The sequence below is a fragment of the Streptomyces sp. NPDC092369 genome (genome assembly GCF_044755245.1).
Lineage (GTDB): Bacteria > Actinomycetota > Actinomycetes > Streptomycetales > Streptomycetaceae > Streptomyces.
The window spans coordinates 49,244-71,084 of record NZ_JBIVQP010000008.1 but is presented as its reverse complement, the minus strand read 5'-3'; the positions used below and the strand labels follow the sequence as shown (position 1 = coordinate 71,084).

At 71.0% G+C, this 21,841-nt stretch carries 18 protein-coding genes; 3 read left to right on the top strand and 15 right to left on the bottom strand.

What is annotated here, in order from left to right:
• Window positions 1-108: 108 nt before the first annotated feature.
• The 9 genes from ACIQI8_RS38320 to ACIQI8_RS38280 form a co-directional block, all read right to left on the bottom strand.
• On the bottom strand, window positions 109-1,191 hold the full coding sequence (locus ACIQI8_RS38320) for a S1 family peptidase (RefSeq protein ID WP_402361541.1): 1,083 nt from the start codon (window positions 1,189-1,191) through the stop codon (window positions 109-111).
• Window positions 1,192-1,433: 242 nt separating this feature from the next.
• Window positions 1,434-2,423 (bottom strand): slipin family protein, encoded by a 990-nt coding sequence (locus ACIQI8_RS38315; RefSeq protein ID WP_402361538.1) that lies wholly within the window; start codon window positions 2,421-2,423, stop codon window positions 1,434-1,436.
• A 187-nt stretch (window positions 2,424-2,610) separates the two neighbouring features.
• The gene (locus tag ACIQI8_RS38310) at window positions 2,611-3,507 is read right to left on the bottom strand and encodes a S1 family peptidase (RefSeq protein WP_402361536.1); all 897 of its coding nucleotides are present in this window, start codon (window positions 3,505-3,507) and stop codon (window positions 2,611-2,613) included.
• A gap of 225 nt (window positions 3,508-3,732) precedes the next feature.
• On the bottom strand, window positions 3,733-4,515 hold the full coding sequence (locus ACIQI8_RS38305; RefSeq protein ID WP_402361533.1) for a DUF1684 domain-containing protein: 783 nt from the start codon (window positions 4,513-4,515) through the stop codon (window positions 3,733-3,735).
• A 45-nt stretch (window positions 4,516-4,560) separates the two neighbouring features.
• Window positions 4,561-5,862 (bottom strand): NtaA/DmoA family FMN-dependent monooxygenase, encoded by a 1,302-nt coding sequence (locus ACIQI8_RS38300; RefSeq protein ID WP_402361530.1) that lies wholly within the window; start codon window positions 5,860-5,862, stop codon window positions 4,561-4,563.
• Window positions 5,859-6,938, bottom strand: coding sequence for an LLM class flavin-dependent oxidoreductase (locus ACIQI8_RS38295; RefSeq protein WP_402361527.1), 1,080 nt, complete (start codon window positions 6,936-6,938; stop codon window positions 5,859-5,861). The genes ACIQI8_RS38300 and ACIQI8_RS38295 overlap by 4 nt, the downstream gene beginning before the upstream one ends.
• A gap of 634 nt (window positions 6,939-7,572) precedes the next feature.
• Complete coding sequence (locus ACIQI8_RS38290; protein ID WP_402361524.1) at window positions 7,573-9,378, bottom strand: FAD/NAD(P)-binding protein; 1,806 nt, start codon at window positions 9,376-9,378, stop codon at window positions 7,573-7,575.
• A gap of 307 nt (window positions 9,379-9,685) precedes the next feature.
• Entirely contained in the window at window positions 9,686-10,282 is a 597-nt protein-coding gene (locus ACIQI8_RS38285) for a GTP-binding protein (protein WP_402361522.1), read from the bottom strand.
• 88 nt (window positions 10,283-10,370) lie between these two features.
• Window positions 10,371-11,552 (bottom strand): DUF5685 family protein, encoded by a 1,182-nt coding sequence (locus tag ACIQI8_RS38280; RefSeq protein ID WP_402361519.1) that lies wholly within the window; start codon window positions 11,550-11,552, stop codon window positions 10,371-10,373.
• Window positions 11,553-11,842: 290 nt separating this feature from the next.
• Here ACIQI8_RS38280 and ACIQI8_RS38275 point away from each other — a divergent pair, with 290 nt between their 5' ends.
• The gene (locus ACIQI8_RS38275) at window positions 11,843-12,283 is read left to right on the top strand and encodes a cell division protein SepF (protein ID WP_280877705.1); all 441 of its coding nucleotides are present in this window, start codon (window positions 11,843-11,845) and stop codon (window positions 12,281-12,283) included.
• A gap of 37 nt (window positions 12,284-12,320) precedes the next feature.
• On the opposite strand, the gene ACIQI8_RS38270 is transcribed toward ACIQI8_RS38275, so the two are convergent.
• Together ACIQI8_RS38270 and ACIQI8_RS38265 are read right to left on the bottom strand one after the other, a co-directional pair.
• Window positions 12,321-13,511 carry an acyl-CoA dehydrogenase family protein gene (locus tag ACIQI8_RS38270; RefSeq protein ID WP_402361516.1) on the bottom strand — a complete coding sequence of 397 codons (1,191 nt, stop codon included), beginning with the start codon at window positions 13,509-13,511 and terminating at the stop codon, window positions 12,321-12,323.
• A 302-nt stretch (window positions 13,512-13,813) separates the two neighbouring features.
• Complete coding sequence (locus ACIQI8_RS38265) at window positions 13,814-15,421, bottom strand: MFS transporter (protein WP_402361514.1); 1,608 nt, start codon at window positions 15,419-15,421, stop codon at window positions 13,814-13,816.
• A gap of 260 nt (window positions 15,422-15,681) precedes the next feature.
• Between ACIQI8_RS38265 and ACIQI8_RS38260 the strand changes: the two genes are divergently transcribed.
• Window positions 15,682-16,965, top strand: a complete 1,284-nt coding sequence (locus ACIQI8_RS38260) for a hypothetical protein (protein ID WP_402361512.1) — start codon at window positions 15,682-15,684, stop codon at window positions 16,963-16,965.
• Between the two features lie 238 nt (window positions 16,966-17,203).
• The gene (locus ACIQI8_RS38255; protein ID WP_402361510.1) at window positions 17,204-18,226 is read left to right on the top strand and encodes a phosphatase PAP2 family protein; all 1,023 of its coding nucleotides are present in this window, start codon (window positions 17,204-17,206) and stop codon (window positions 18,224-18,226) included.
• A gap of 121 nt (window positions 18,227-18,347) precedes the next feature.
• Here the strand turns inward: ACIQI8_RS38255 and ACIQI8_RS38250 are convergent, their stop codons facing one another.
• The 4 genes from ACIQI8_RS38250 to ACIQI8_RS38235 all read right to left on the bottom strand — a co-directional run bounded on the left by ACIQI8_RS38250 (window position 18,348) and on the right by ACIQI8_RS38235 (window position 21,721).
• Window positions 18,348-18,563 (bottom strand): I78 family peptidase inhibitor, encoded by a 216-nt coding sequence (locus ACIQI8_RS38250; RefSeq protein ID WP_124002505.1) that lies wholly within the window; start codon window positions 18,561-18,563, stop codon window positions 18,348-18,350.
• Window positions 18,564-18,925: 362 nt separating this feature from the next.
• The gene (locus ACIQI8_RS38245) at window positions 18,926-19,891 is read right to left on the bottom strand and encodes a helix-turn-helix transcriptional regulator (protein WP_402361507.1); all 966 of its coding nucleotides are present in this window, start codon (window positions 19,889-19,891) and stop codon (window positions 18,926-18,928) included.
• A 14-nt stretch (window positions 19,892-19,905) separates the two neighbouring features.
• Window positions 19,906-21,210, bottom strand: a complete 1,305-nt coding sequence (locus ACIQI8_RS38240; RefSeq protein WP_402361504.1) for an ABC transporter substrate-binding protein — start codon at window positions 21,208-21,210, stop codon at window positions 19,906-19,908.
• Entirely contained in the window at window positions 21,179-21,721 is a 543-nt protein-coding gene (locus ACIQI8_RS38235; protein WP_402361501.1) for a hypothetical protein, read from the bottom strand. Before ACIQI8_RS38235 ends, ACIQI8_RS38240 begins: the two co-directional genes overlap by 32 nt.
• Between the last annotated feature and the right edge of the window lie 120 nt (window positions 21,722-21,841).

Here is a 21,841-nt window from a genome sequence, read left to right as displayed (position 1 = left end):
GCCGCTGAATGTTTCGAACAGATAACGATCAGATGGAATACGCGTACGGCAAACGGGGCTGCGCCGGCGCACGAACGCCGGCCCAGCCCCGCCATGTGAGAGAGACCGTCAGCCGATCTCCGCGCCGAACGTCGACAACGCCTCCGTCACCGGCTGGAAGAACGTCTCCCCGCCGGAGGTGCAGTCGCCGCTCCCGCCGGACGTGAGGCCGATCGCCGCGTCGCCGTCGAAGAGCGAGCCGCCGCTGTCACCGGGCTCGGCGCAGACGTCGGTCTGGATGAGGCCGTTGACGATGTCGCCGTTGCCGTAGTTCACGGTGGCGTCCAGGCCGGTGACCGTACCGGTGTGCACCTGGGTCGTGGAGCCGCTGCGGGTCACCTTCTCGCCCACGGTGGCGGCCGCGGCGTGCGTGATGGACTGCGCGGAGCCGTTGTAGAGGTCGACCTCGCTCGGGTGGTCCACGTCGGACGTGTACTTGACCAGCCCGAAGTCGTTGCCGGGGAAGCTGGACTGCTCGTTGGTGCCGAGCTGGTTCCCGCCGGCGTCGGACCAGGTGGAGATCGCCTCGGTGCAGTGCCCGGCGGTGATGAAGTACGGCTGGCCGTCCTTGACCACGTTGAAGCCGAGCGAGCAGCGCCCGCCGGAACCGGTGATCGCGTCGCCGCCCGCGATGAAGGGTTTGAACTCCCCCTTCGTGCGCTGGAGTTCGGCCACCGAGCCGAGTCCGTCGACGACCTTGCCGAGCTTGGTCCACTCGGCCGCCGAGACCGTGCGGTCGGCGGTGACGACGACCTTGTTGGTGGTCGGGTCGCTCACCCAGGAGGTGCCGGGGATGGTCGCGTCCTGCTTGAGCGTCGTACGCGCGCCCTTCAGTTCGGCGAGGGAGTTCTCGACGAGTCTGGCCGTGGCGCCGGCCGCCTCGACGGCCTTGGCGGCGGTCTCGTCGAGGACGTTGACGACGAGACTCTTCTTCTGCGCGTCGTAGTACGTGCCCGCCGCGTCGGCGCCGAGGTCCTGGCCGAGCGTCGAGGCGAGCTTTCCGGCCGCGACGGCCGTCAAAGGGTGCGGCGTGGGGTCCTTCGCGGGCTCGCTGGCGTTCGCAGTCTGGAAGGTGACTCCCGCGGCGACCAGTGCGGTGACACCCGCACCTGCGATCGCCGCACGCCGCTTGGGTATGCGTCGGTGCTGCAACTCACGTCCTCCTGTGGGGGTTCGGCCCGGGAGATTGTGGGGACCTCGCGGACCGGAAGGCTGGTTGACGGGCGCCTACTATTCCGAGGTGCACAGGGAGCACACAAGGTCGAGTTCAGGACGCGCGTACGCCGACGGCGTGCGCTCCTCGCCCGCAACCGTTCGCAACCGCCACGCCGCCACCCCAGGGAAATTCGCACTGCAAACACTACGGGCGAGTAACCGGCGCCGGAGGGTGAGGATCAGCCGTGGCTTGAATTCGACTCTTTCGACTCTTCGGAAGCCTCCGGCAGCTGCGGCTGCTGCTGCTGCGCCCCCGGTTGCTCCAGAGGCTGCGACTGCTGCTGTGCCTGCGGCTGTTGAGGCTGCTGCTCCACCGAGGGCTGCTCCACAGAGGGCTGCTCCACCGGGGGCTGTGCTTGCGGCTGCTCCACCAGAGGCTGTGCTTGCGGCTGCTGCACCTGCGGCGACTGCGGCTGCGCCCTCTCCAGGAACCGCAGCAGCTCCACCGGGAACGGCAGCACGAGCGTGGAGTTCTTCTCGGCCGCGACCGCCACCACCGTCTGCAGCAGGCGCAGTTGGAGCGCGGCCGGCTGTTCGGACATCTCCTTGGCGGCCTCGGCCAGCTTCTTCGAGGCCTGCAGCTCGGCGTCCGCGTTGATGACCCGGGCCCGCCGCTCACGGTCCGCCTCGGCCTGCCGGGCCATGGACCGCTTCATCGTCTCGGGCAGGGAGACGTCCTTGATCTCCACGCGGTCGATGGTCACACCCCACTCCACCGCCGGGCTGTCGATCATCAGCTCAAGTCCCTCGTTGAGCTTCTCGCGGTTGGAGAGCAGATCGTCCAGCTCGCTCTTGCCGATGATGGAGCGCAGTGAGGTCTGGGCCATCTGCGCCACCGCGAACCGGTAGTCCTCGACCCGGACGATCGCGTCGGCCGCCCCGGTCACGTTGAAGTAGACGACCGCGTCCACCCGTACCGTGACGTTGTCCCGGGTGATGCCCTCCTGGGCCGGCACCGGCATCGTCACGATCTGCATGTTCACCTTGCGCAGCTTGTCGACGAACGGGACGACCATCGTGAACCCGGGTCCCCGCACCTCGGGCCGGAGCTTGCCGAGGCGGAACACCACGCCTCGCTCGTACTGTTTGATCACGCGCGCCGCGGACATCACGTACACCGCTCCGACGGCCGCGAGCGAAGCTCCCGCCGCCACCAGCTCCTCGACCATGCCGGCCCCCAGGGTCCCGAGTGGGCGTTACAGAGGAGTTCTGCCTGTACTTCGAAGGTAACTCCGGAGTAGGGACATGGGCGAGCCCCCGCACGTCGATTGCGTACGGGGGCTCGCCTGCCGCCGGCTGCGCTGTGCGCCCGCGCTCGTCAGCCCGGGCACGGTCCAGGACCGCTCCGCGGTTTGGTCAGCCGACGCTCACGCCGTAGTAGCTGAGCGCCTCGGTGACCGGCTGGAAGAAGGTCGTGCCGCCGGAGGAGCAGTTGCCGCTGCCGCCGGAGGTCAGACCGTAGGCCACGGAACCGGCGTAGAGCGGACCGCCGCTGTCTCCGCCCTCGGCGCAGACGGTGGTCTGGATCATCTGGTAGACCACGTCGCCGCCGCCGTAGTTGACGGTCGCGTTCAGGGCGGTGACCCGGCCGCTGTGCGTGCCGGTGGTGGAGCCGCGGCGGTAGACCGTCGTGCCGACGCTGGGCGTGGCCGCGCTGGAGATGGTCTGGCTGCCGACCGCGCTCGGGTGGGCCACCGAACCGGTGTACCGCACCAGCGCGAAGTCGTTGGTCGGGAAGCTGTAGCTCACGTTGGTGCCCAGCAGCGTGGTCTTCGCGGAGTTGGAGTACCACGTGGAGGCGACCTCACCGCAGTGCCCGGCGGTCAGGAAGTAGTACGTGCTCCCGCTGTGCACGTTGAAGCCGAGGGAGCAGCGGTAGGCGCCGCCGTAGATGGCGTCGCCACCGGTGATCAGTTTCTTGAACTGACCCGGGGTGTGCTTGATCGTGAGGGCACCGGCGTTGCCGCCGGCCTGCGCCTTGATCTTGGCGATCTCGGTCTTGGAGACCGTGCTGTCGACGGTGACGACGACGCGGTTGGTCTTGCTGTCGACGGCCCAGGCGGTACCCGGGATGTCGGCCTTGAGCACCGAGCCGCTGACGCTCTTGAGTTGCGCCGTGCTGAAGGGGGTGACGGTGGACGCGTTCGCGCTGGGGACCGCGAACGAGGCGGCGGCCAGGAGTCCGGTGGTGACGGCGATCAGCCGGGTCCGTCTCGAAATGCCGCTGCGCGGAGTGGTGCGCTTGATCCTCACTTGTCGTTCCTCCACATGGGGAAGTCGGGGGCCCGCGTGGGGTCGGGGCCCGTGAGGCGCAGCCAGGGCCCACTTCGTCCGGATTCCGGACACGCCGTGCCCCTGACAAGCGCTGTGGGGAGTATTCGGCCGAACAACCGTTAGGCACAAGGGCGCCTTTCGGCCGTGGATCTTTGAACGTCCTGTGCGGACCGACCGCCTCCCCCCGGATGCCGGTACCCGCGCTCAGAGCAGGTTGCGTTCCCCCGCCTCGATCGCGAGATCCAGCGTATTGCCCGGTGGCGGGAAGGGGCAGATGAAGGCGTCGGCGAATGCGCACGGCGGGAGCAGGGCGCGATTGAAGTCCACGGTTGTGCGCCCCTCGGTGTCGGGGGCGGCCGGGCGCAAGAACCGGAAGCGATGGCTCCCCCGCCCGCTGCTGACGTCGGCGAACACGGCCCACAGCGACCCGTCGCCCTCGACCGTCACCTGGAGCGTGAGCTCCCGTCCGTCGAGGGTGAACGCCAGCTCTCCGCCGAGCCCGAGACCGCGCTTGCGGCCGTCCGCGTTCTCGACGCGTACGGTGCGGTCCTCGGCGTACGGAGTGAAGTGCCCCGGCACCGACCACCGCGGGTCGTAGGGGGTGACCTCGATGCCCCGGAAGGCCCGCCGGGCCGGCGCGTCCGGGTCGAAGTCCCGTACGCCCCACACTCCTTCGCGCACCAGCACGACCAGTCGGCGCTCGCCGAACGCGACCCTGGCCGTGGCCGCCGGACCGAGGTCAGGGGTGATCCGGACCGTGCCGTCGAGGGGCCGCCCGTCCACCGTCAGCCCGTCCGCCGCGGTCGCCGTGAGCCCCACCGCGTCACCGTCGTCCGTCCAGTGTCCGGGGATGTCCGGAAGTCGACCGTCCGGATAGTCCTCCAGCCAGTGCGTGCCGGTCAGCGCGAGCGACCCGTGGGGCGCCGCGGCCGAGGCTACGCGGTGTTCGTGCCACTGCCGCCACTCGTCGGCCACATCCGCGGTCATCCGCTCAACCCTCGTCATCACGTCATCGACCCCGCCGTCATGTGATCAGCCCGTCCCCGCCGGTGCGGACAACCCGAGATGTGAGCGCAGGGTGGCGCCCGGGTATTCCGTACGGAACGCGCCGCGTTCCTGGAGCAGCGGCACCACCCGGTCCACGAACTCGTCGAGTCCGCCCGGGGTGAGATGCGGTACGAGGATGAAGCCGTCGGCCGCTTCCCGCGTCACGAACTCCTCCAGTTCGACGGCGACGGCCTCGGGCGTGCCGATGAAGGACTGCCGGGCGCTCGCCTCGATCACCGTCTGCCGGATCGACAGGCCCTTCTCCCGCGACAGCGCCCGCCACTTCTCGGCGATCGCGACGGTGTCGCCGCGCCGGGTCCGCCCCTGGCTGATCCCGGAGTCCGGCACCGGGTCGAAGTCGGGCAGCGGCCCGTCGGGATCGTACGAGGACAGGTCGGCGCCCCAGACCTGCTCAAGCGCGAGGATCGCGTTCTGCGGGGAGACCTGGCTGCGGCGGATCCCGGCGGCCCGCTCCTGGGCCTCGGCCGCGGTGTCGCCGAGGACGACGGAGACACCGGGCATGATCTTCAGGTCGTCCGCCGTACGGCCGTACTTCGCGAGCCGGCGTTTGACGTCGGCGTAGAAGGAGCGGCCCGCCTCCAGGGAGCCCTGCCGGGTGAAGACCACGTCGGCCGTGGCCGCCGCGAACTCCCGTCCCTCGTCGGAGTCCCCGGCCTGGATCACGACCGGATGCCCCTGCGGAGAGCGCGGGACGCCGAACTCGCCCGCGATGTCGAAGTGCCGCCCGCGGTGCGCGACGGGCCGGAAGACCCCGTCCCGGCCGGCGGAGTCCCACAACTCCCTCGCCACCTCTAGGAATTCGGCGGCCCGGGTGTACCGCTCGGCCCGGTCGAGGAAGCCGCCGCGCCGGAAGTTCTCGCCGGTGAAGGCGTCGGAGGAGGTCACCACGTTCCAGGCCGCCCGGCCGCCGCTGAGATGGTCCAACGTGGCCAGTCTGCGGGCGAGTTCGTAGGGCTCGTTGAAGGTCGCGTTGACCGTGGCGGCGAGCCCGAGGTGTTCGGTGACCCCGGCGAGCGCGTTCAGGACGGTGAGCGACTCGGGGCGCCCGACGACGTCCAAGTCGTGTATACGGCCTTTGTGTTCCCGCAGCCTCAGTCCCTCGGCGAGGAAGAAGAAGTCGAACAGACCCCGCTCTGCGGTGCGCGCGAGATGCTCGAAGGACGAGAACTCGATCTGCGATCGCGACCGCGGATCCGCCCACACCGTGGTGTTGTTGACCCCGGGAAAGTGCGCGGCCAGATGCATCCGCCTGCGTCGTACGGTCATGACGTTCCCCCTGTCACGGCGTACCGGTTGGCGGGCCGGGCCAGGCCGAGGTGCTCCCGCAGCGTGCTGCCCGGGTAGAAGGTGCGGAACAGGCCCCGGTGCTGGAGCAGCGCGACCGTGCCGTTGACGAGCCGCTCCAGGTCACGGCGCGGCTCGGCGGGCGTGAGGTGGAAGCCGTCGACGGCGCCGTCCTTGTACCAGGCGGCGATCAGCTCGGCGAGGTCCACCGGACCGCCCCGGTACAGCGGGCCCTGCGCGGTCTGCCGAGGCCCGCCCCCGCCGTGCCCGGGCTCGGCCGCGTGCTCGCCGTCACCGAGGTCGACCAGCAGGCTCGCAAGCACCCGCAGCGCGTCCGGACCGCGCCCGAACTCCCCCGTCCTGCGCCGCAGTTCATCGCGTATGGCCGCGGCCTGGGCCGGGCTCACGGCCTGCACGAGCGCCACGTCCGCGTACCGGGCGGCCACGGGCCGGGCGTGCCCCTCGGTGGCGTCGATGACCCGCACGGGATGGCCCTGCGGAGGCCGGGGCACGATCGACGGGCCCTTGACGGAGAACGAGTCGCCCGCGAAGTCGACGTGATGCAGTTTGTCCCGGTCCAGGAAGCGGCCGGTCGGCACATCGCGTATCTCCGCGTCGTCCTCCCAGCTGTCCCACAACCGAGCGGCCACGTCGGCGACTTGACCGGCCTCCCGCCACAACTCGTCGGCCGCGGCGGCATGTCGGCGGCCGAAGAGGCGGGCCTCGCCCTCGGTGGCCGACACGTCGATCCGCCAGCCGGCCCGGCCGCGGCTGACCCAGTCGAGGGTCGCGACGGCCGCCTGCACGTGGAAGGGCTCGGTGTGGGTGGTGGACACGGTCGGCACCAGCCCGATCCGATTCGTCGCCGGCGCCACCCGCGCCAGCACGGACAGCGCGTCGGGTCCGGGCCGCGCGAAGGTGTCGTCCAGCGTGACGAAGTCCAGCCCCCCACGCTCGGCGAGCCGCGCCAACTCGACATGGGAACCGGCGTCGAACACCGCCGGCTGATCGATACCGGCGGCCAGGTGCAACAGCCCCCGGCCGTACGAAGGGCTCATGTCGGCAATCCTTTTCGAAGAACACGCGGGAGGCGACGGCGGCGTCGAGTCGGGCACGGGCACGCATGCGAAGACCGGCGGGGGTCGCAAGCCCCGCGCACACTCAGGGAACGGCGGGGGCCGCCAGTCCCGCCCACACTCAGGGAACGGCGGGGGCCACCAGTCCCGCCCACACGCGGGAAGTAGCGGGAGTCGCCAGTCCCGCCCACACACAGGAAACGGTCGGAGCCCCGAGTCCGGCCGCCCCGCAGGGAACGGCGGGAGCCACAAACCTCCCGCACGCGCGGGAGGCGACGGGAACGGCAAGTCCGGCTCACACCCGAGGAGTGACGGGAGTCGCCAGTCCCGCCGCCGAGGGAGCGGCCGAAGCGGCAAGTCCCGCTCACACGCGGGAAGTAGCGGCTGTCGCCAGTCCCGCCCACACTCAGGAAACGGTCGGAGCAGCCCCGAGTCCGGCCGCCCCGCAGGGAACGGCGGAAGCCACAAACCTCCCGCACGCGCGGGAGGCGACGGGAGCGGCAAGTCCGGCTCGCACGCGAGGAGTAGCGGGAGTCGCCAGTCCCGCCGCCGAGGGAGCGGCCGGAGCGGCAAGTCCCGCTCACGCGCGGGAGGCGTCGGGAAGCAGCGAGAGCGTTCACGCGGCCGCCCGGGCCGAGAGTTCGGCCAGGAACTGCAGCGCGGCGCGCGCCGTGGCGTCGTTCTGGCGGAACGCGGGGCCTCCGGTGCGCGGCCGGGTGAAGGCGCCGGAGGTGCGTGCGTCGGTGAAGGGCCCGAGCGCGAACCGCCGAGGGTGCGGGCGGCCGGCCCGGTCGAGGATCCGTCCGTCGCCGGGATCGACCCGCAGCAGCCCCTCCGGGGTCTCGGCGACACCGTCCCCGTCCTCGTACAGCTCGCGCAGCAGGGCGTCGCGGGCCCGGCCGACGGTGGGCTCCGGCAGCCGCGCCTCGACCAACGCCCGTGCCTCGACCGAGGAGTTGGGGACGGTCGCGCTGGTGGCCCGGAACACCCCGTCCTCGGCGGTGACGGTCATGTCGGCGCCCAGGAAGTTCACGACCCCGGCGCGGGACAGGGCGAGCAGCTGCCGCAGCCGGGGCCCGGGCGGCCCGGAGGCCAGATAGCTGAAGAACCCGTGCCACCAGGGTCCGATGTCACCGAGCCGGATCAACTGCCCGTAGACCGACAGGAGTCCGAGGAAGACCGCCAGATCCGGGCTGTACTCCGGATCATGACGCCGGCTCAGGTCCTGCTCGACATAGCCGCGCAGCCCCTCCTGGAACTCCTCGAACGAGCCGTACCGCACCCCGTCCAGCGGATGGTCGAGCGCGGCGAGGTCCAGCCGGTCCGCCCCTGCCGGCACCGCGGACGCCACGAGGGCCTCGCGCTCGGCCAGGTCGGCGGCGGCCGCGTACCTCTCCTCGAAGTCGCTCCACGACATCGCGGTCCGCTCCGGATGCACGGTGAACAGCCGGTGGTAGTGGGCGAACCCCAACTCCTTCTCCACCAGCGGCCACACATCCCGCCGGAAGTCGAAGCCGTCGGGCCTGGCGAGCAGTTCCGCCACCTCGACGGGCCCGAAGAACCGCGGCAGCGGCGGCCGTTCACCACTCCAGTCGTAGCCGATCTTCGAGTGGTACGGCACTCCGCGCCGCGATCCGACGTACAGCACCGGCTCCCGCCCGGACGGGACGTAGGTGTCCCCCTCGTAGCGCCCGCCACGCCCCTCCGTCAGCAGCACCATCAGGTCGACGAAGGCGAGCCCGAAGCCGCGGACCAGGACGGGTTCGCCGGCCCTCAGCGAGGACAGATCACTGTCGGCGGTGAAGTCGGGCGGCAGATGGACCAGGCCGTGCGCGGCGGCGTACGACGCCAACTCGCTCTGCCGCTCGTCGAGTTCGGCGTCCAGGTGACCAAGGGCCAGCACGACGAGGTCGGCCAGGAGCGGACGCGGACGGCCCTCCAGCCACACCTGCTGGCGCCCCTCGCGCGACCCGCTGACCCGCAGGGCGCGTCTGGGGTGGTGGTGGACGGTGACACCGTCCGGCAGGGCGGCGACTGCCTGCTCGTGCACCCAGCGCAGGTAGGAGCCCTGCAGCGGGCGGTCGGCGAAGACGTCCGCGTCGATGCCGGCCCACTCGTGCAACGTGGGGCCCTCCCCCACGGGACCCTCCATGGCCACCGTCTCGTCGGTGAACATCGTGACGTCCTCGGCGTGGGAGTTCATCCACAGCAGCGGCGACTGGGCGGCCCGCCAGATGCGTCCCGCGCCCGGTGGATGCGGGTCCACGAGATGGATGTCGAGGCCCGAACCGGCGTACAGCTCGGGCGCGTTGGCGGCGATCCGCTGGATCAGACCGGTCCCTCGCGGCCCGGCCCCGACGATCACCAGGGAAGGCCTCGTGCCGGGTACGGCGGTGACTTTGGCAAGGGTGTCCGATGACATGCGAAGACTCCGTGACGCATAGGTCGAGCACGGGTGCCTTCACACGGTGCGCCGCTGGGCGCGCTACGGCCGAGCCCCTCAGCAGGGCCGTCCGTCGACTGTACGGCGCCGTTTCCCCTCACTGTCAAGGTTGTCCATCATGTGAGCAGCACGTCTCAGCTCGGTTGACGGGAAACCGGATGCCTGTTCCACTTAGCCCATGCATCCACAGCAGTGGCTGGTCAAGCGCTCCCACATCGACTTCGGTCGAGTGTGGTCCTCTTCCTGTTGAGCCGACCGCGCTGCACGTGCTCTGCCCTCTCCGCCTTCACACGCACACCCCTCCCCTCCCCTTGGGCGCGGCCCGGACGCCGATCACCCGGTCCAGCAACGCGCCGAGCACATCCCGTACCGACCCGCGGTCCCGAGCATCACACTCCAGCACCGGCACATCGCCCCTGAGCCCCAACACCCTGCGCACTTCGTCGAGTTCGAACCGGTCGGCGCCCTCGAAGCGGTTCACGGCGAGCACGAACGGCGCGCCCTGCGTCTCGAAGTAGTCGACCGCCGGAAAACACTCCTCGATGCGACGGGTGTCCACGAGGACCACCGTCCCCAGCGCGCCCTCCTCCAGGTCGTCCCGGAGGAAGGAGAACCGGTCCTGGCCGGGCGTGCCGAAGAGGTACAAGGCGATCGACGGATCGAGCGTGATCCGTCCGAAGTCCAGCGGGACGGTCGTGGTCGTCCTCGACTCGGTCCCGTCGCGCGCGTCGACCCCCATCGAGATCTGCGTGATCGCGGCCTCCGCGTCCAGCGGCTCGATCTCCGAAATGGCCCCGATGAACGTCGTCTTCCCGACCCCGAGCCCCCCGCTCACCACGATCTTCACGGCGAGCGGCACGATCCTGTCAGAGCGCCCTGACATGGTCCCCGATCCTTTCGAGCGGCCGCACGCACTTCGCGTCCTTGCCGGAGGTACGTCCCCGGGCGCCGCCGCGTTCAACTCGGCCGTCTCAGCAGCCGCAGTCGCAGCCGCAATCGCAGCAGTCGCAGCCGTCACAGCAGCTGCAGCAGTCGCAGCACTCACAACAGTCGCTGCAGTCCGGGTTGCAGAGACCTTCCTTCGGCTCCCGGGTCCAGGGGTCCTCGTACGAGCCGCAGCACAGCTGGCACGTACAGGCGAGGCCCGCCCACACCGCGCACCCCGCCAGCAGCCCGCGCCGGTCCCGGCGCGGCGGCTCGGGCGGCAGCGGCGGCCCGCCCGGACCGCCCGGCGGTGCGTACGGGCCTGCCGGCGACGGCGTGTCCCCGTGGCTGTGCCCGCAGGCCGCGTCGCCGAAGGCCCGGTCGACGGACGTGCTCAGCTCGTGCACGAGCAGCCGGTGCGCGAGCTTGCCGTCACCGAAGTCGACCTCGCGCAGCGCGAGCCGTATCCCGTGCAGCGCGTCGTCGGCGAGCCGGCGAGCCTCGACGAGCGGGGTCCCGGTCGCGGTGAGCGGGTTCCAGGCGCCCGACGCGGCGTCAGGTTCCCTGTCCTCCACGGCGTCCAGCAGATGCGCGAGCCGTCCGAAGAGGCGTCCGGCCTCGGCGAGCGGTTCGGCGTTGCCCCGCCGCCCGGCGAGCTGTGCGGTGTGCGCGAAGGCGGCGGCCGTCGCGGTCTCGGTCGGTTCGGTGACGGTCAGGATCGGCGTCCCCGGCCCGGCGAGCGTCTCGATGCCGACCTGCCGGTCCACCGCGTCAACGAGTACGGCGGTGTCGAACCCGACCTCCGATCCCGTGCGGGCCCCCGCCGCGTCCCACCGTCTGGCCACCCGGCGCGCCGCGAGCGCCACCGGCTTGCGCGCCAGCAGCCCGTCCCCGTCGGCGACATGGTCACGCATCTTGGCCGAGGCGAGCACCAGCGAGACGGCGGCCGCGAGCCGCGCCCCCTCGCCCTTGGCGACGGAGGCGGTCCGCATCCCGCGCAACGGGCACGGCCCCGCCGTACGCCGCCACCCGCTCGACTGCCCGGTGGCGCCGTCGGCCTGAGCCTCCGTCAGGACCGATATGAGAAGCCCGTCATAGTTCGTCACGATCCGCGCGAACTGTCCGTGGTCCTTGCGCAGCGCGAGACACAGCCCGCACAAATGCGCCATCCACTGGGTCTTGAGATTTTCACCGAGCCGATGACGGCAGGGCCGAACGATTCCGAACACAGCACTCCCCCGTGACGTGTAGGACGTTGAGCTGCTGCATCGTAGCGACCACCCCGTTCACCCGTACGCCCCGTGCATCACCCATACGCCGTGAAGAATCATATTTCACTCACAGTCAGCAGCGGTGTGCCGCAGGACCCTTGGGGTACCCGGGCTCTCGACGTATGCGCTGTGCACCAGTACCGTCACAAACCCCCCGCGCGGCGTCTATCCACTTGGCGCGCCATCAGCATCATGGATGACCATAGGGATGCGGAAAGCAAGAAATACCGCTGTGAGAGGAGGCGTCCATGGGATCGGTACGCAAGGCAAGTGCCTGGCTTGGCCTCGTCGACGACAACGATGACGAGCGCTACTACGACGACGACTACTCCGAGGGGACCGAGCAGCCCGGGGATGCCTGGGTCACCGACCCTCGGGTCAAGGTGGCTTCGGACACCGCCGAAGAGACGGGCCGCCGGATCGGCACGGTCACCCCGGACAGCTTCCGGGATGCCCGCGCCATCGGTGAGCTCTTCCGCGAGGGTGTGCCGGTCATCATGAACCTCACGGCCATGGAGGCGTCCGACGCCAAGCGCGTCGTCGACTTCGCGGCCGGGCTCATCTTCGGACTGCGCGGTTCCATCGACCGTGTGTCCAACCGCGTCTTCCTGCTCACGCCCGCCGACACGGAGATCGTCAGCGGCGAGCCGGCGGCGCACCGGACGGACGGTTTCTTCAACCAGAGCTAGGGCAGGGCCGCTCACCGGCCCTGCCCCCGCGCAGGGTTTACCGGAAGGCGTCGAGCCCGGTGAGCGCCTTGCCCAGCACCAGCTGGTGCATCTCGACGGTGCCTTCGTACGTCAGCACCGACTCGAGGTTGGTCGCGTGCCGCATGACGGGGTATTCGAGCGAGATCCCGTTGGCACCGAGGATCGTCCGTGCCGTACGGCAGATCTCGATGGCCTCTCGTACGTTGTTGAGCTTGCCGAAGCTGACCTGCTCGGGACGCAGGCGGCCGGCGTCCATGCGGCGCCCCAGGTGGTGGGCGAGCAGGATTCCCTTGTGCAGTTCGACCGCCATGTCGGCGAGTTTGGCCTGGGTGAGCTGGAAGCCCCCGATCGGCCGTCCGAACTGCTCCCGTGACTTCGCGTAGTCCACGGCGGTCTCGAAACAGCTGCGCGCCGCGCCCATCGCGCCCCACACGATTCCGTAACGGGCGTGCGACAGACAGCTCAGCGGCCCCTTCAACCCGACGACCTCCGGCAGCACCGCGTCGGCGGGCAGCCGCACGTCGTCCAGGACGAGTTCACTGGTGACGCTGGCGCGCAGGGACCACTTGTGCTTGATCTCGGGCGCGGCGAACCCGGGAGTGTCGGTAGGCACGACGAACCCGCGGATCCCGTCATCGGTCTGCGCCCACACGACGGCCACCCCGGCCACAGACCCGTTCGTGATCCACATCTTCCGCCCGTTGAGCACCCAGTCGCCGCCGTCCCGCTTGGCGTACGTCCGCATCGCGGCGGGGTCGGACCCGTGGTCGGGCTCGGTCAGTCCGAAGCACCCGATGACGTCACCGGCGGCCATGCGCGGCAGCCAGGCCTGCTTCTGCGCCTCGCTCCCGAACCGGTGAACGGCGTACATGGCGAGCGAGCCCTGCACGGACACGAGGGACCGGATCCCGGAGTCGGCGGCTTCGAGCTCCAGACAGGCGAGCCCGTACTGCACGGCGCTGGCGCCGGCGCACCCGTAGCCGCTCAACGACATCCCGAGCGCCCCGATGGCCCCCAGCTCCCGGGCCAGCTCCCTGATCCCCGGCAGCTCCCCGTCCTCGTACCACTCGGCGACATACGGCACCACCCTGTCGGCCGCCCAGGCCCGCACGGTCTCCCGCACGGCGAGGTCCTCCGGCTCCAGCAGATCGTCGATCCCCAGCGGGTCGGCGGGATCGAACGGGGGCAACTTCGAGGACGCGGCCATGGAACCCTCCGACACAAACGAAAACTAGCGCTGCTAGTCAGGACACGATCCCTGACGCTACGACGGGGTGTCCCGCACGTCCAGTACCTCCCCCACTTGCCTACCTCCACTTCCACCCAACCCCTGCCAACTCCCCTCCGCCGCAACGGCGAGAACCCCCACGAAGCAGTCCGGCGGTGCCGAACCGGCCCTCGCCCCGGATTCACCACCCATCCGCGCAAGCCGCCGACGGCGAAGCGCCCCCACAGGCGACGTCCACCTCTCAACAAGCCCGCACGGGTGGGCGGGTGGGTGAAGGTCGGTCAGGCCGAGACGCGGGACTCTGCTACCTCCCGAGGGGCGGGTACCTCCACCTTCGCCCCCGGTTCCGCGCACTGCATCACCCGCGGCAGCCGTAGCGACATCACCGCGCCCAGCAGCAGCAGCCCCGCGCTCACGAGCAACGTGACGTGCAGACCGTGCACGAAGGAGTCCTGGGCCGCCCGACGCAGCGCGGCGCCAGGTCCGCCCCCAAGACGCGCGGCCACGTCGTACGCCTCGCCCAGTGAATGCCCCGCCGCCGCGGAGGCCGCCGCCGGCACACCGGGAACGGCCGAAAGACCGGGAGCGTACGCCGCGTTCATGACGCTCCCCAGCAGCGCGATGCCGATCCCCGCACCGAGCTGGTACGACGTCTCCCCCACCGCCGCGGCCCCGCCCGCCTGCGACGGCGGCGCCTCGCTCAACATCGACTCGTACGCCCCGAAGAGCGTCGTCTCCAGCCCGAACCCCAGCAGCAGGAACCCGACCAGCAACAACCCCGTGTTGTCGGCGCGACCCATCGCGGTCAGCAGCAGCACCGCGCCGGCGGTCACGAGGAACCCGACGCACACCATCCGACGCGGCCCGAACCGCCGTAGCATCCGCGCCCCCGCCAGCCCCGCCGCCATCGCCGCGAACGTCAGCGGCAGCAGTCGTAGACCCGTCTCCAGGGGCGAAAGGCCCAGCACCAGTTGGAGATACTGCGCCGCGATCAGCTCAAGTCCCACCAGCGCCAGCATCGCCAGCACGATGCAGCCCACCGACGTACTGAACGCCGGTCGCGAGAACATCCCGAGGTCCACCAGCGGATGCGTACGCCGCCGTTGCCGTCGTACGAAAAGAACCAGCAGCACCGCGCCCAGGACCAGCGGCGCCACCGTGAACACGCTGTCCACCGGCTCCCCACCGCCCAGCCGCTTCACGCCGAACACCACGCCGAACAGTCCGGCCGCGGCCATCAGGGCGCCGACCACGTCCCACGGACCGTCGCCCGCCCCCCGCGACTCGGGCAGCAGCAGCCGGCCCACCGGCAGGCTGACCAGCATCAGCGGGATGTTGACGAGGAAGACCGAACCCCACCAGAAGTGTTCGAGCAGGAAGCCGCCGAGCAGCGGCCCGACCGCCGCACCGACCGCCGCGACCGCGCTCCAGATGCCGATCGCCAGCGCCCGCTCCCGCCGGTCGGGAAAGACCTGGCGCAGGATCGAGAGCGTGGCGGGCATGATCATCGCGCCGCCGACGCCGAGCAGCGCCCGCGCGAAGATCAGTACCTGCGCGTCGTGCGCGAGGGCCGCGAGGCCGGAGGCGATGCCGAACAGGCCGTAGCCGAGCAGCAGGATCCGTCTGCGGCCGACCCGGTCGCCGAGCGTGCCGAAGAGGATCAGCAGCGAGGCGCAGACGAGGGGGTAGACGTCGACGATCCAGAGCAGCTCTATCGCGCCGGGCTTCAGGTCCTCGGTGACCGCGGGAACCGCGACGTGCAGCACGGTCGCGTCGACCGCGACCAGCAGCAGGCTCACACAGAGGACGACGAGGACGACCCAGCGGTTTGCACCGGCCCCGGCCGCCCGACGGCGCAGCGCAGCGGCGGCCGTGGTCGTCCCGGACATGTACGTACCTCCCAGATGTTCCCTCGCGTTCGGCGGGCACACAGGGTGGGGACTCCCCGTGATCTCGGCCGGAGAGGAGCGGTGGTCTCCGGCCCGCGCAACGAAGGCGAGTGACACGTCAGCGTACGCGAGTTCGCGCCCCGGTCACGTGGCGGACCTCTCAGACGTGGCACCTGACCCGTGTGGCGTACGCCACTCCCCCTCCCCTCGTCCACGCCGCGCCGGGTCCCTGATTCCGGGTGCCGTCGATAATCGAGCCCGTGACCGATCTTGAGACGCGCGCGACGACCGCCGGCCGCACGGCCGCCCTGCGCCGCGCGGCCCCGGCCCTCCTCGGGTACGCGGCCGTCCGCGCCCTGGGCCTGCTCGTGCTGGCCCTGTGGAGCGCCGCGCGCGGCAAGAGCGCGTACACGCTGCTGACGGCCCGCTGGGACGCGCTGTGGTACGTGCGGGTCGCCGAGGGGGGCTACGGCTACGAGGTGCGGCTGCCGAACGGTGACGTCCACTCGAACCTGGCCTTCTTCCCGCTGCTGCCCTGGCTGGAACGGGGCATCGCCGCGGTCTCCCCGTTCTCCTACGCCGACGCCGGTTTCGTCGTCGCGCTGCTCGCCTCGCTCGCCGCGGCCTGGGGGATCTTCGCGGTCACCGACCACGTGTACGGCTCTCGGGCCGGCGTCTGCGCGGTCCTGGTGTGGGCCGTACTGCCGGTCGGGATCGTGCAGTCGATGGCGTACAGCGAGTCGCTGTTCACCGCGCTGGCCGCCTGGTCGCTGTACGCGGTCCTGACCGGCCGCTGGCTCACCGCGGGCACGCTGGCGCTGCTGTCCGGCCTGACGCGCCCGGTGGGGCTCGCGGTGGTCGCGGCGGTGTGGACGGCGGGAGTCGTCTCCTTCATGTCCTCCACGTCCATGTCCTCCGCGTTCATCCCGTCCACGCGGACACCGCACCCTTTCGGGCGGGAGCGAAGCACGGCCGTCGCGCAGGGCGCGGGAGACGCGGCACGCGCCCTCTCCCCCGGGGACGGCCGTACCCACCCCGGCGCACCGGCCTGGCGACGCGCCCTCGCGATGCTCCTCGCGCCCCTGGGCGCCGCCGGTTACGTTCTGTGGGTCGGCCACCGCACCGGCAAAGGCCCCCTCGGCTATCTCGACGTCCAGGCGGGCTGGCGCAACGGTTTCGACGGCGGTTACGCCTTCGCCCGCTTCGTCGCCGACAAGTTCACCTCGCTCCCGGGAGCGCTTGCCGGCGTGGGACTGATCGTCGGAGTCGCCCTCGTGGGCCGGCTGTACGCCACCTGTGTGCGGCAGCGTCAACCGCTTCCGCTCCTGGTGTACGCGGGTGTCGTCACCGTGCTCGCCCTGTGCGCGTCGAGCTACTTCGGCTCGAAACCCCGTCTGCTGATGCCCGCCTTCCCCCTGCTGCTGCCCCTCGCCCTGGCCCTGGCCCGGCTGCGAACGCGCAGGTCGGCGCTGGTGCTGGGCGGCATCGCGATGGCCTCGGCCGTGTACGGGGCGTTCTGGCTGAACGGCTCGGGACCACCATGATCGACCCGCGGCGGCCGGTGAGGGCCAGGCCAAATCAACACCATGTCCAGGTGAACGAATTCATAAGTCCCTTTTAACCGAACCCTGGAATGATCAAAGGAATTGAAGGAACCGACCATCCAACATTGCGGATTCCTCGGAAATAAACCCACCCTTGAGAGGAATCCCACATCACATCGTCATCACAAAGCCGCTGATTCGCCCGGGAACTGAGCTCACTCGCTGTAACGTCGATTGGGTGCGTACCGAACGAACCCTCACCCGTCTGGACCGGGTGTTCGCCAGGCTCGACCGAGAGCCGGAACGCCCGGCCCACATCGATGTGCCGAAGATGAGCAGGCACAGGGTCGCCCTCCTTACCGGGACCCTGGCCTTCTATCTGGCGATCGTGTGGGCCGTGGTGACCACCTCGTGGCTGGTCCGCCTCGACTGGCAGGTCATGTTCTTCCGCCCGTACCAGCAGTGGCAGGGCATCCACTGGTTCGTCGACTACTACGTGGTGCTCGGCCAGCGCGGCCCGACCGCGGTGATGGTCGCCGCCTGGCTGGGCTGGCGCTCCTGGCGGCAGCACACCCTGCGCCCCATGCTCACCCTGGGCGCCTCGCTGCTTCTGCTGAACATCACCGTCGGCGCCGCCAAGCTCGGCATGGGCCGCCTCGGGCCGCACTACGCGACCACGATCGGCTCGAACGAGATGGGTCTGGGCGGCGATATATTTCCGAGCGGTCACACCGCGAACGCCGTGGTCACCTGGGGAATCCTGGCCTATCTGGCGTCCAGCCCGCGAACCCGCCGCTGGCTGTCGGCCGTCTCCGCGGTCACCTCGCTCGGCGTCGGCATGGCCACCGTCTACCTCGGTACGCACTGGCTGAGCGACGTCCTCCTCGGCTGGGCCGCCGGTCTGCTGGTCCTGCTCGCCCTGCCCTGGTGCGAGCCGCTGATCACCCGCGCCGAGACCGCGATCTTCGACCTGCGCGACCGCTGGCGGGCCCGTACTCCCGTCGGGGCGCCCGCGCCGGCCCTCCCCGTGGGGGCACCCGTGCTGGTCAAGCCGCACTCGACGGCACCGGACGAGGCCGCGGCGCACGAGCCGGCCTCGGTCTCCCGCTCCGCCCGGGCGCCCGCCTATCTGGCCCCGGGCCCGCACACCACGCGCGCGGAGCGCACACCGGTCACCCCGGTCGGCAGCCGCCGCCCACCGCACGCGGACCGTGCGCCGCGCGGGACCCCGGCCCCGGCCCGCCCGGTGACGGGCGCCTGACCGGCATCCGATCGACGGCACGACCGGCGACAAGGACAGCGGGGTCGGTACGCACCACCATCCCCGCAGAGCGAAGGCCCGGGTTCCTGGACAGGAACCCGGGCCTTCGCTCTGCGTTCGGTCAGCCCTTCCAGGCTCGGGCCACGCTGCCGTTCCTGACCTCGAAGTTCAGCCGGCCCACGCGGTACTCCATCGTGATGATCGCCCCCGGTGGCAGCGAGCGCACCGTGGACCACCCCCGCTCGCGCGCACGCCGCTCGGCGTCCGTCGCGGCGAGGCCGACGTATCCGTCCGGACTGTCCTGGGGCTCCGCTGGAGGAGTCGGAATCGGTGCCATGCCGCCACGCTAGGCCCTGCCGGGCGGGCAGGGAAGCCGAGGCCGGGCCACGGGTCCCGTATCCGCCTCCGGTCACGCTTCTGTCACAGGATCACGACACGCGTTTCGTCCGAACTCCGCCAGACGGGCGAGTGCTTCGGTACGCCTTCCGGCGGTAATCGAACGCAATTCCCGGGTGCCGTGAGAGCTCTTCTTATAGTCCGCCGAAAAGTGCCGCGGGAACTCCCCGGGACCGCCTCCGCGGACACCGCCAGGGGTGCATTCCAGGCCGATTCCGCGGGGTCCCTCGGGAGCTGACGACGCATAGGAAATACACGGTTCCAGCACACAATCGCCGCACCGCCGCACGGTGTCTGTCCGGCTCAGGACCGGGTCAACGAGCGGGTCAGGCGATCACGGGCCGTCCTGATCGCCTCGGTGAGTTCGACCGGCTCCAGCACCTCGAACTCGAAGCCCGTCAGCATCACGTGAATGACCATCACGTCGAGACTCGCGGCCCCGGTGCGCAGAATGCAGGCGTCGGGCCCGTCCGCCTCCAGCTGCCCGGACGAGGGCGAGATGCGCTCCGCCGCCTCCGCCAGGGGCACCAGCAGGCGGACGACGGCGTGCGTGGCGTACGCGCGCGTGGAGACGCCCTTCGAGACGTACGCGGCGAGGTCCTCGGCGGGCGGTGTGCGCGGGGCGAAGCGCGGGCCGTGCGGCGGCTTCGGGGTGATGCGGTCGACGCGGAACGTACGCCAGTCCGCGCGGTCCAGGTCCCAGGCGACCAGGTACCAGCGGTGCTCGGTGCACACCAGGCGGTGCGGTTCGACGGTGCGGCGGGTGGGGGCGCCGTCGTGGCTGCGGTACTCGAAGCGCAGCCGTTCGGAGTCCCGGCAGAGGTGGGCGATCTCCGTCAGGACGGCCGGGTCCACGGCGGAGGGCCGGGGGCCGCGGAGCATCGGCACGGTGAAGGCGTTCAGGGCGCCCACTCGGCGGCGCAGCCGGGTCGGCAGGACCTGCTCCAGCTTGGCGAGCGCCCGCACGGAGGTCTCGCCGATGCCTTCGATGCCCTGACCGGCGGCCGTACGCAGGCCGACGGCCACCGCGACCGCCTCGTCGTCGTCAAGGAGCAGCGGCGGCAACTCCGCGCCCGCGCCCAGCTGGTAGCCACCGCCGGTGCCCGGGCTGGCGTTGACGGGGTAGCCCAGTTCCCGCAGCCGGTCGACGTCCCGGCGCACGGTGCGCGGGGTGACCCCGAGCCGGTCGGCCAGGTCGGCGCCGGACCACTCGCGGTGGGCCTGCAGGAGCGAGAGCAGGCGCAGGAGTCGTGCCGAGGTCTCCAACATGGTCGAAGTCTCTATCAAGGGCTGTAGGGGAGTTGGGGCACCTCGAAACAAGTGCTGTTCATGTCTCCTTGCGGGACCCACCCCCTTCCGTCCTGCCACCGAGCGACCGACAGACACGTCCTGCGTGCCTTGGGCGGTTCGGCCAGTCGCTCGAAGGAGACGGGAACCAGCAAGCCGTCGGCGGTGTAGTGCTCGCTCCGGTTCATGAAGCCGTCGACGCACGCGCGCGTGACGCCGGTCGTCGTCCTCGCACACGCCTTCGCCGCGTCCGTGAACCACATCGCCGCCGCCCAGCCCTCCACCTGCCACTGGGAGTGCGTCTTGAGGCCCTTGGTGGCGTCCCGGAACTCCCGTACGGCCGGGTTGGACGTGTCCTCGAAGTCACGGCTCGACCCGGTCGCCCACAGCGCGTTGCGGCAGCGCGGCGCGTCCTTGTAGTCGTCGGGAACGGTGGACGTCCAGTTCTGCACGTTGGTGACCTTGGCGATGACGTCGGCGCCGACCTCGTCCATGGCCTCGCACAGCTGCGCGTTGCCGTGCGTGTCGATGGCGTCGAAGACCAGGTCGGCGCCCTGCTGCTTCAGGTCGGCCGCGGCGGCGCGGAAGTTGGGCAGCGCGAAGTCCACCTGCTCGGTGACGACCTTGTAGCCCTCGGCCCGCAGCCCCTGTTCGACGAGCCGGGCGTAGGCGGCGGACGCGGCCTGGTTGTACGAGACCACGGCGGCCGTACGGGCGCCCTGCGTGCGCTTGAAGTACCGGTAGACCTCCGTGCCGCCGTACAGCTTGCCGCCCCAGCCCGGGGTGCCGTTTCGGGGCGCGAGGCTGCCGTAGATGCCGTAGAGGTGCGGCCAGGTGTCGTAGGCGGCGCCGATGGGCTGGCCGCCGATGTCGGGCACGCGCGCGTGGGAGACCCGGGAGGCACCCGCGTAGTCCAGCGCGGTGGTGGCGACCAGGGCGACCACCTTGTCCTCGTCGATCAGCCGGTGCACGCAGGTGTTGTTGCCGACCCCGCTGCCGCCGTCGTCGCACTCCCGCACCTCGACGGGCCGGCCGTCGATGCCCCCGCGCGCGTTGAGGCGGTCGAACCAGGCCTTGGCGCCGCCGCGCGGGCCGGTGAAGGTGTCGCCGCCGACCGGGCTGGTGACGCTGGTGATGATGCCGACGCGGATCGGGGCGGTGTCGGTGCGCGCGGGCACGGGCGTGCGCGTGCCGGACCCGAAGTCGCTCTCCGGCAGCCGGCTGCCGCACGCCGTGCCCAGCAGGAGCAGCGCCGCGGCAGCCGCCGCCTCAGCAGCCCGCCGCGGGCGACTGCGAGGCATCGCCGCTCAACGCCACCAGCGCGCACAGCGTGTTGACGGACACCTTCCAGGTGCCGTCCTGCTCGACCGAGGTCCCGGAGGCCTTCGGCAGCGCGGTGGCGCCGTTGAGGGTCAGTGAGTAGGTCACGGTCGCCTCGTCCGCCTTGGTGAACTCGACCGTGGTGACCTGCGCCTGCACCTGTCCGCCGCGTTTGTCGCCGCTGAAGGCCCGCAGCACCGGCCCCATCTCGTCGCCGTTCTCCAGGACGGCCTGCTTGTCCTTCGTGGCGGTCTTCGGGTCGAAGAACTTCTCCCAGTTGGCCTTGACCTGCCGCTCGGCCGCCGCCGGGTCCGCGGGGGCCGTCGCCGGCGCGCTCGTGGTCCGCTCCACGGACGGAGTGGGCGGTGCGCTGCCGCTCCCGCCGCTGTCGTCGCCGCACGCCGCCAGGACCGGAGCGAGCGCCAGGACCAGGGCGACCGCACCCGCCCTCCATCGACCGTTCCCCCGCCTGAGGTCGCTCCCGAGAACCATCTGGCTCACCACCGGGTGTCGGTCCGGGCAAGGCGCGCCCGGTGCTTTCAGGGACAGCTGACAGAAGGCATAGTGCAAGCCATTGGCTGACATGGACAGACTCATGACGTGGGGGAGCCG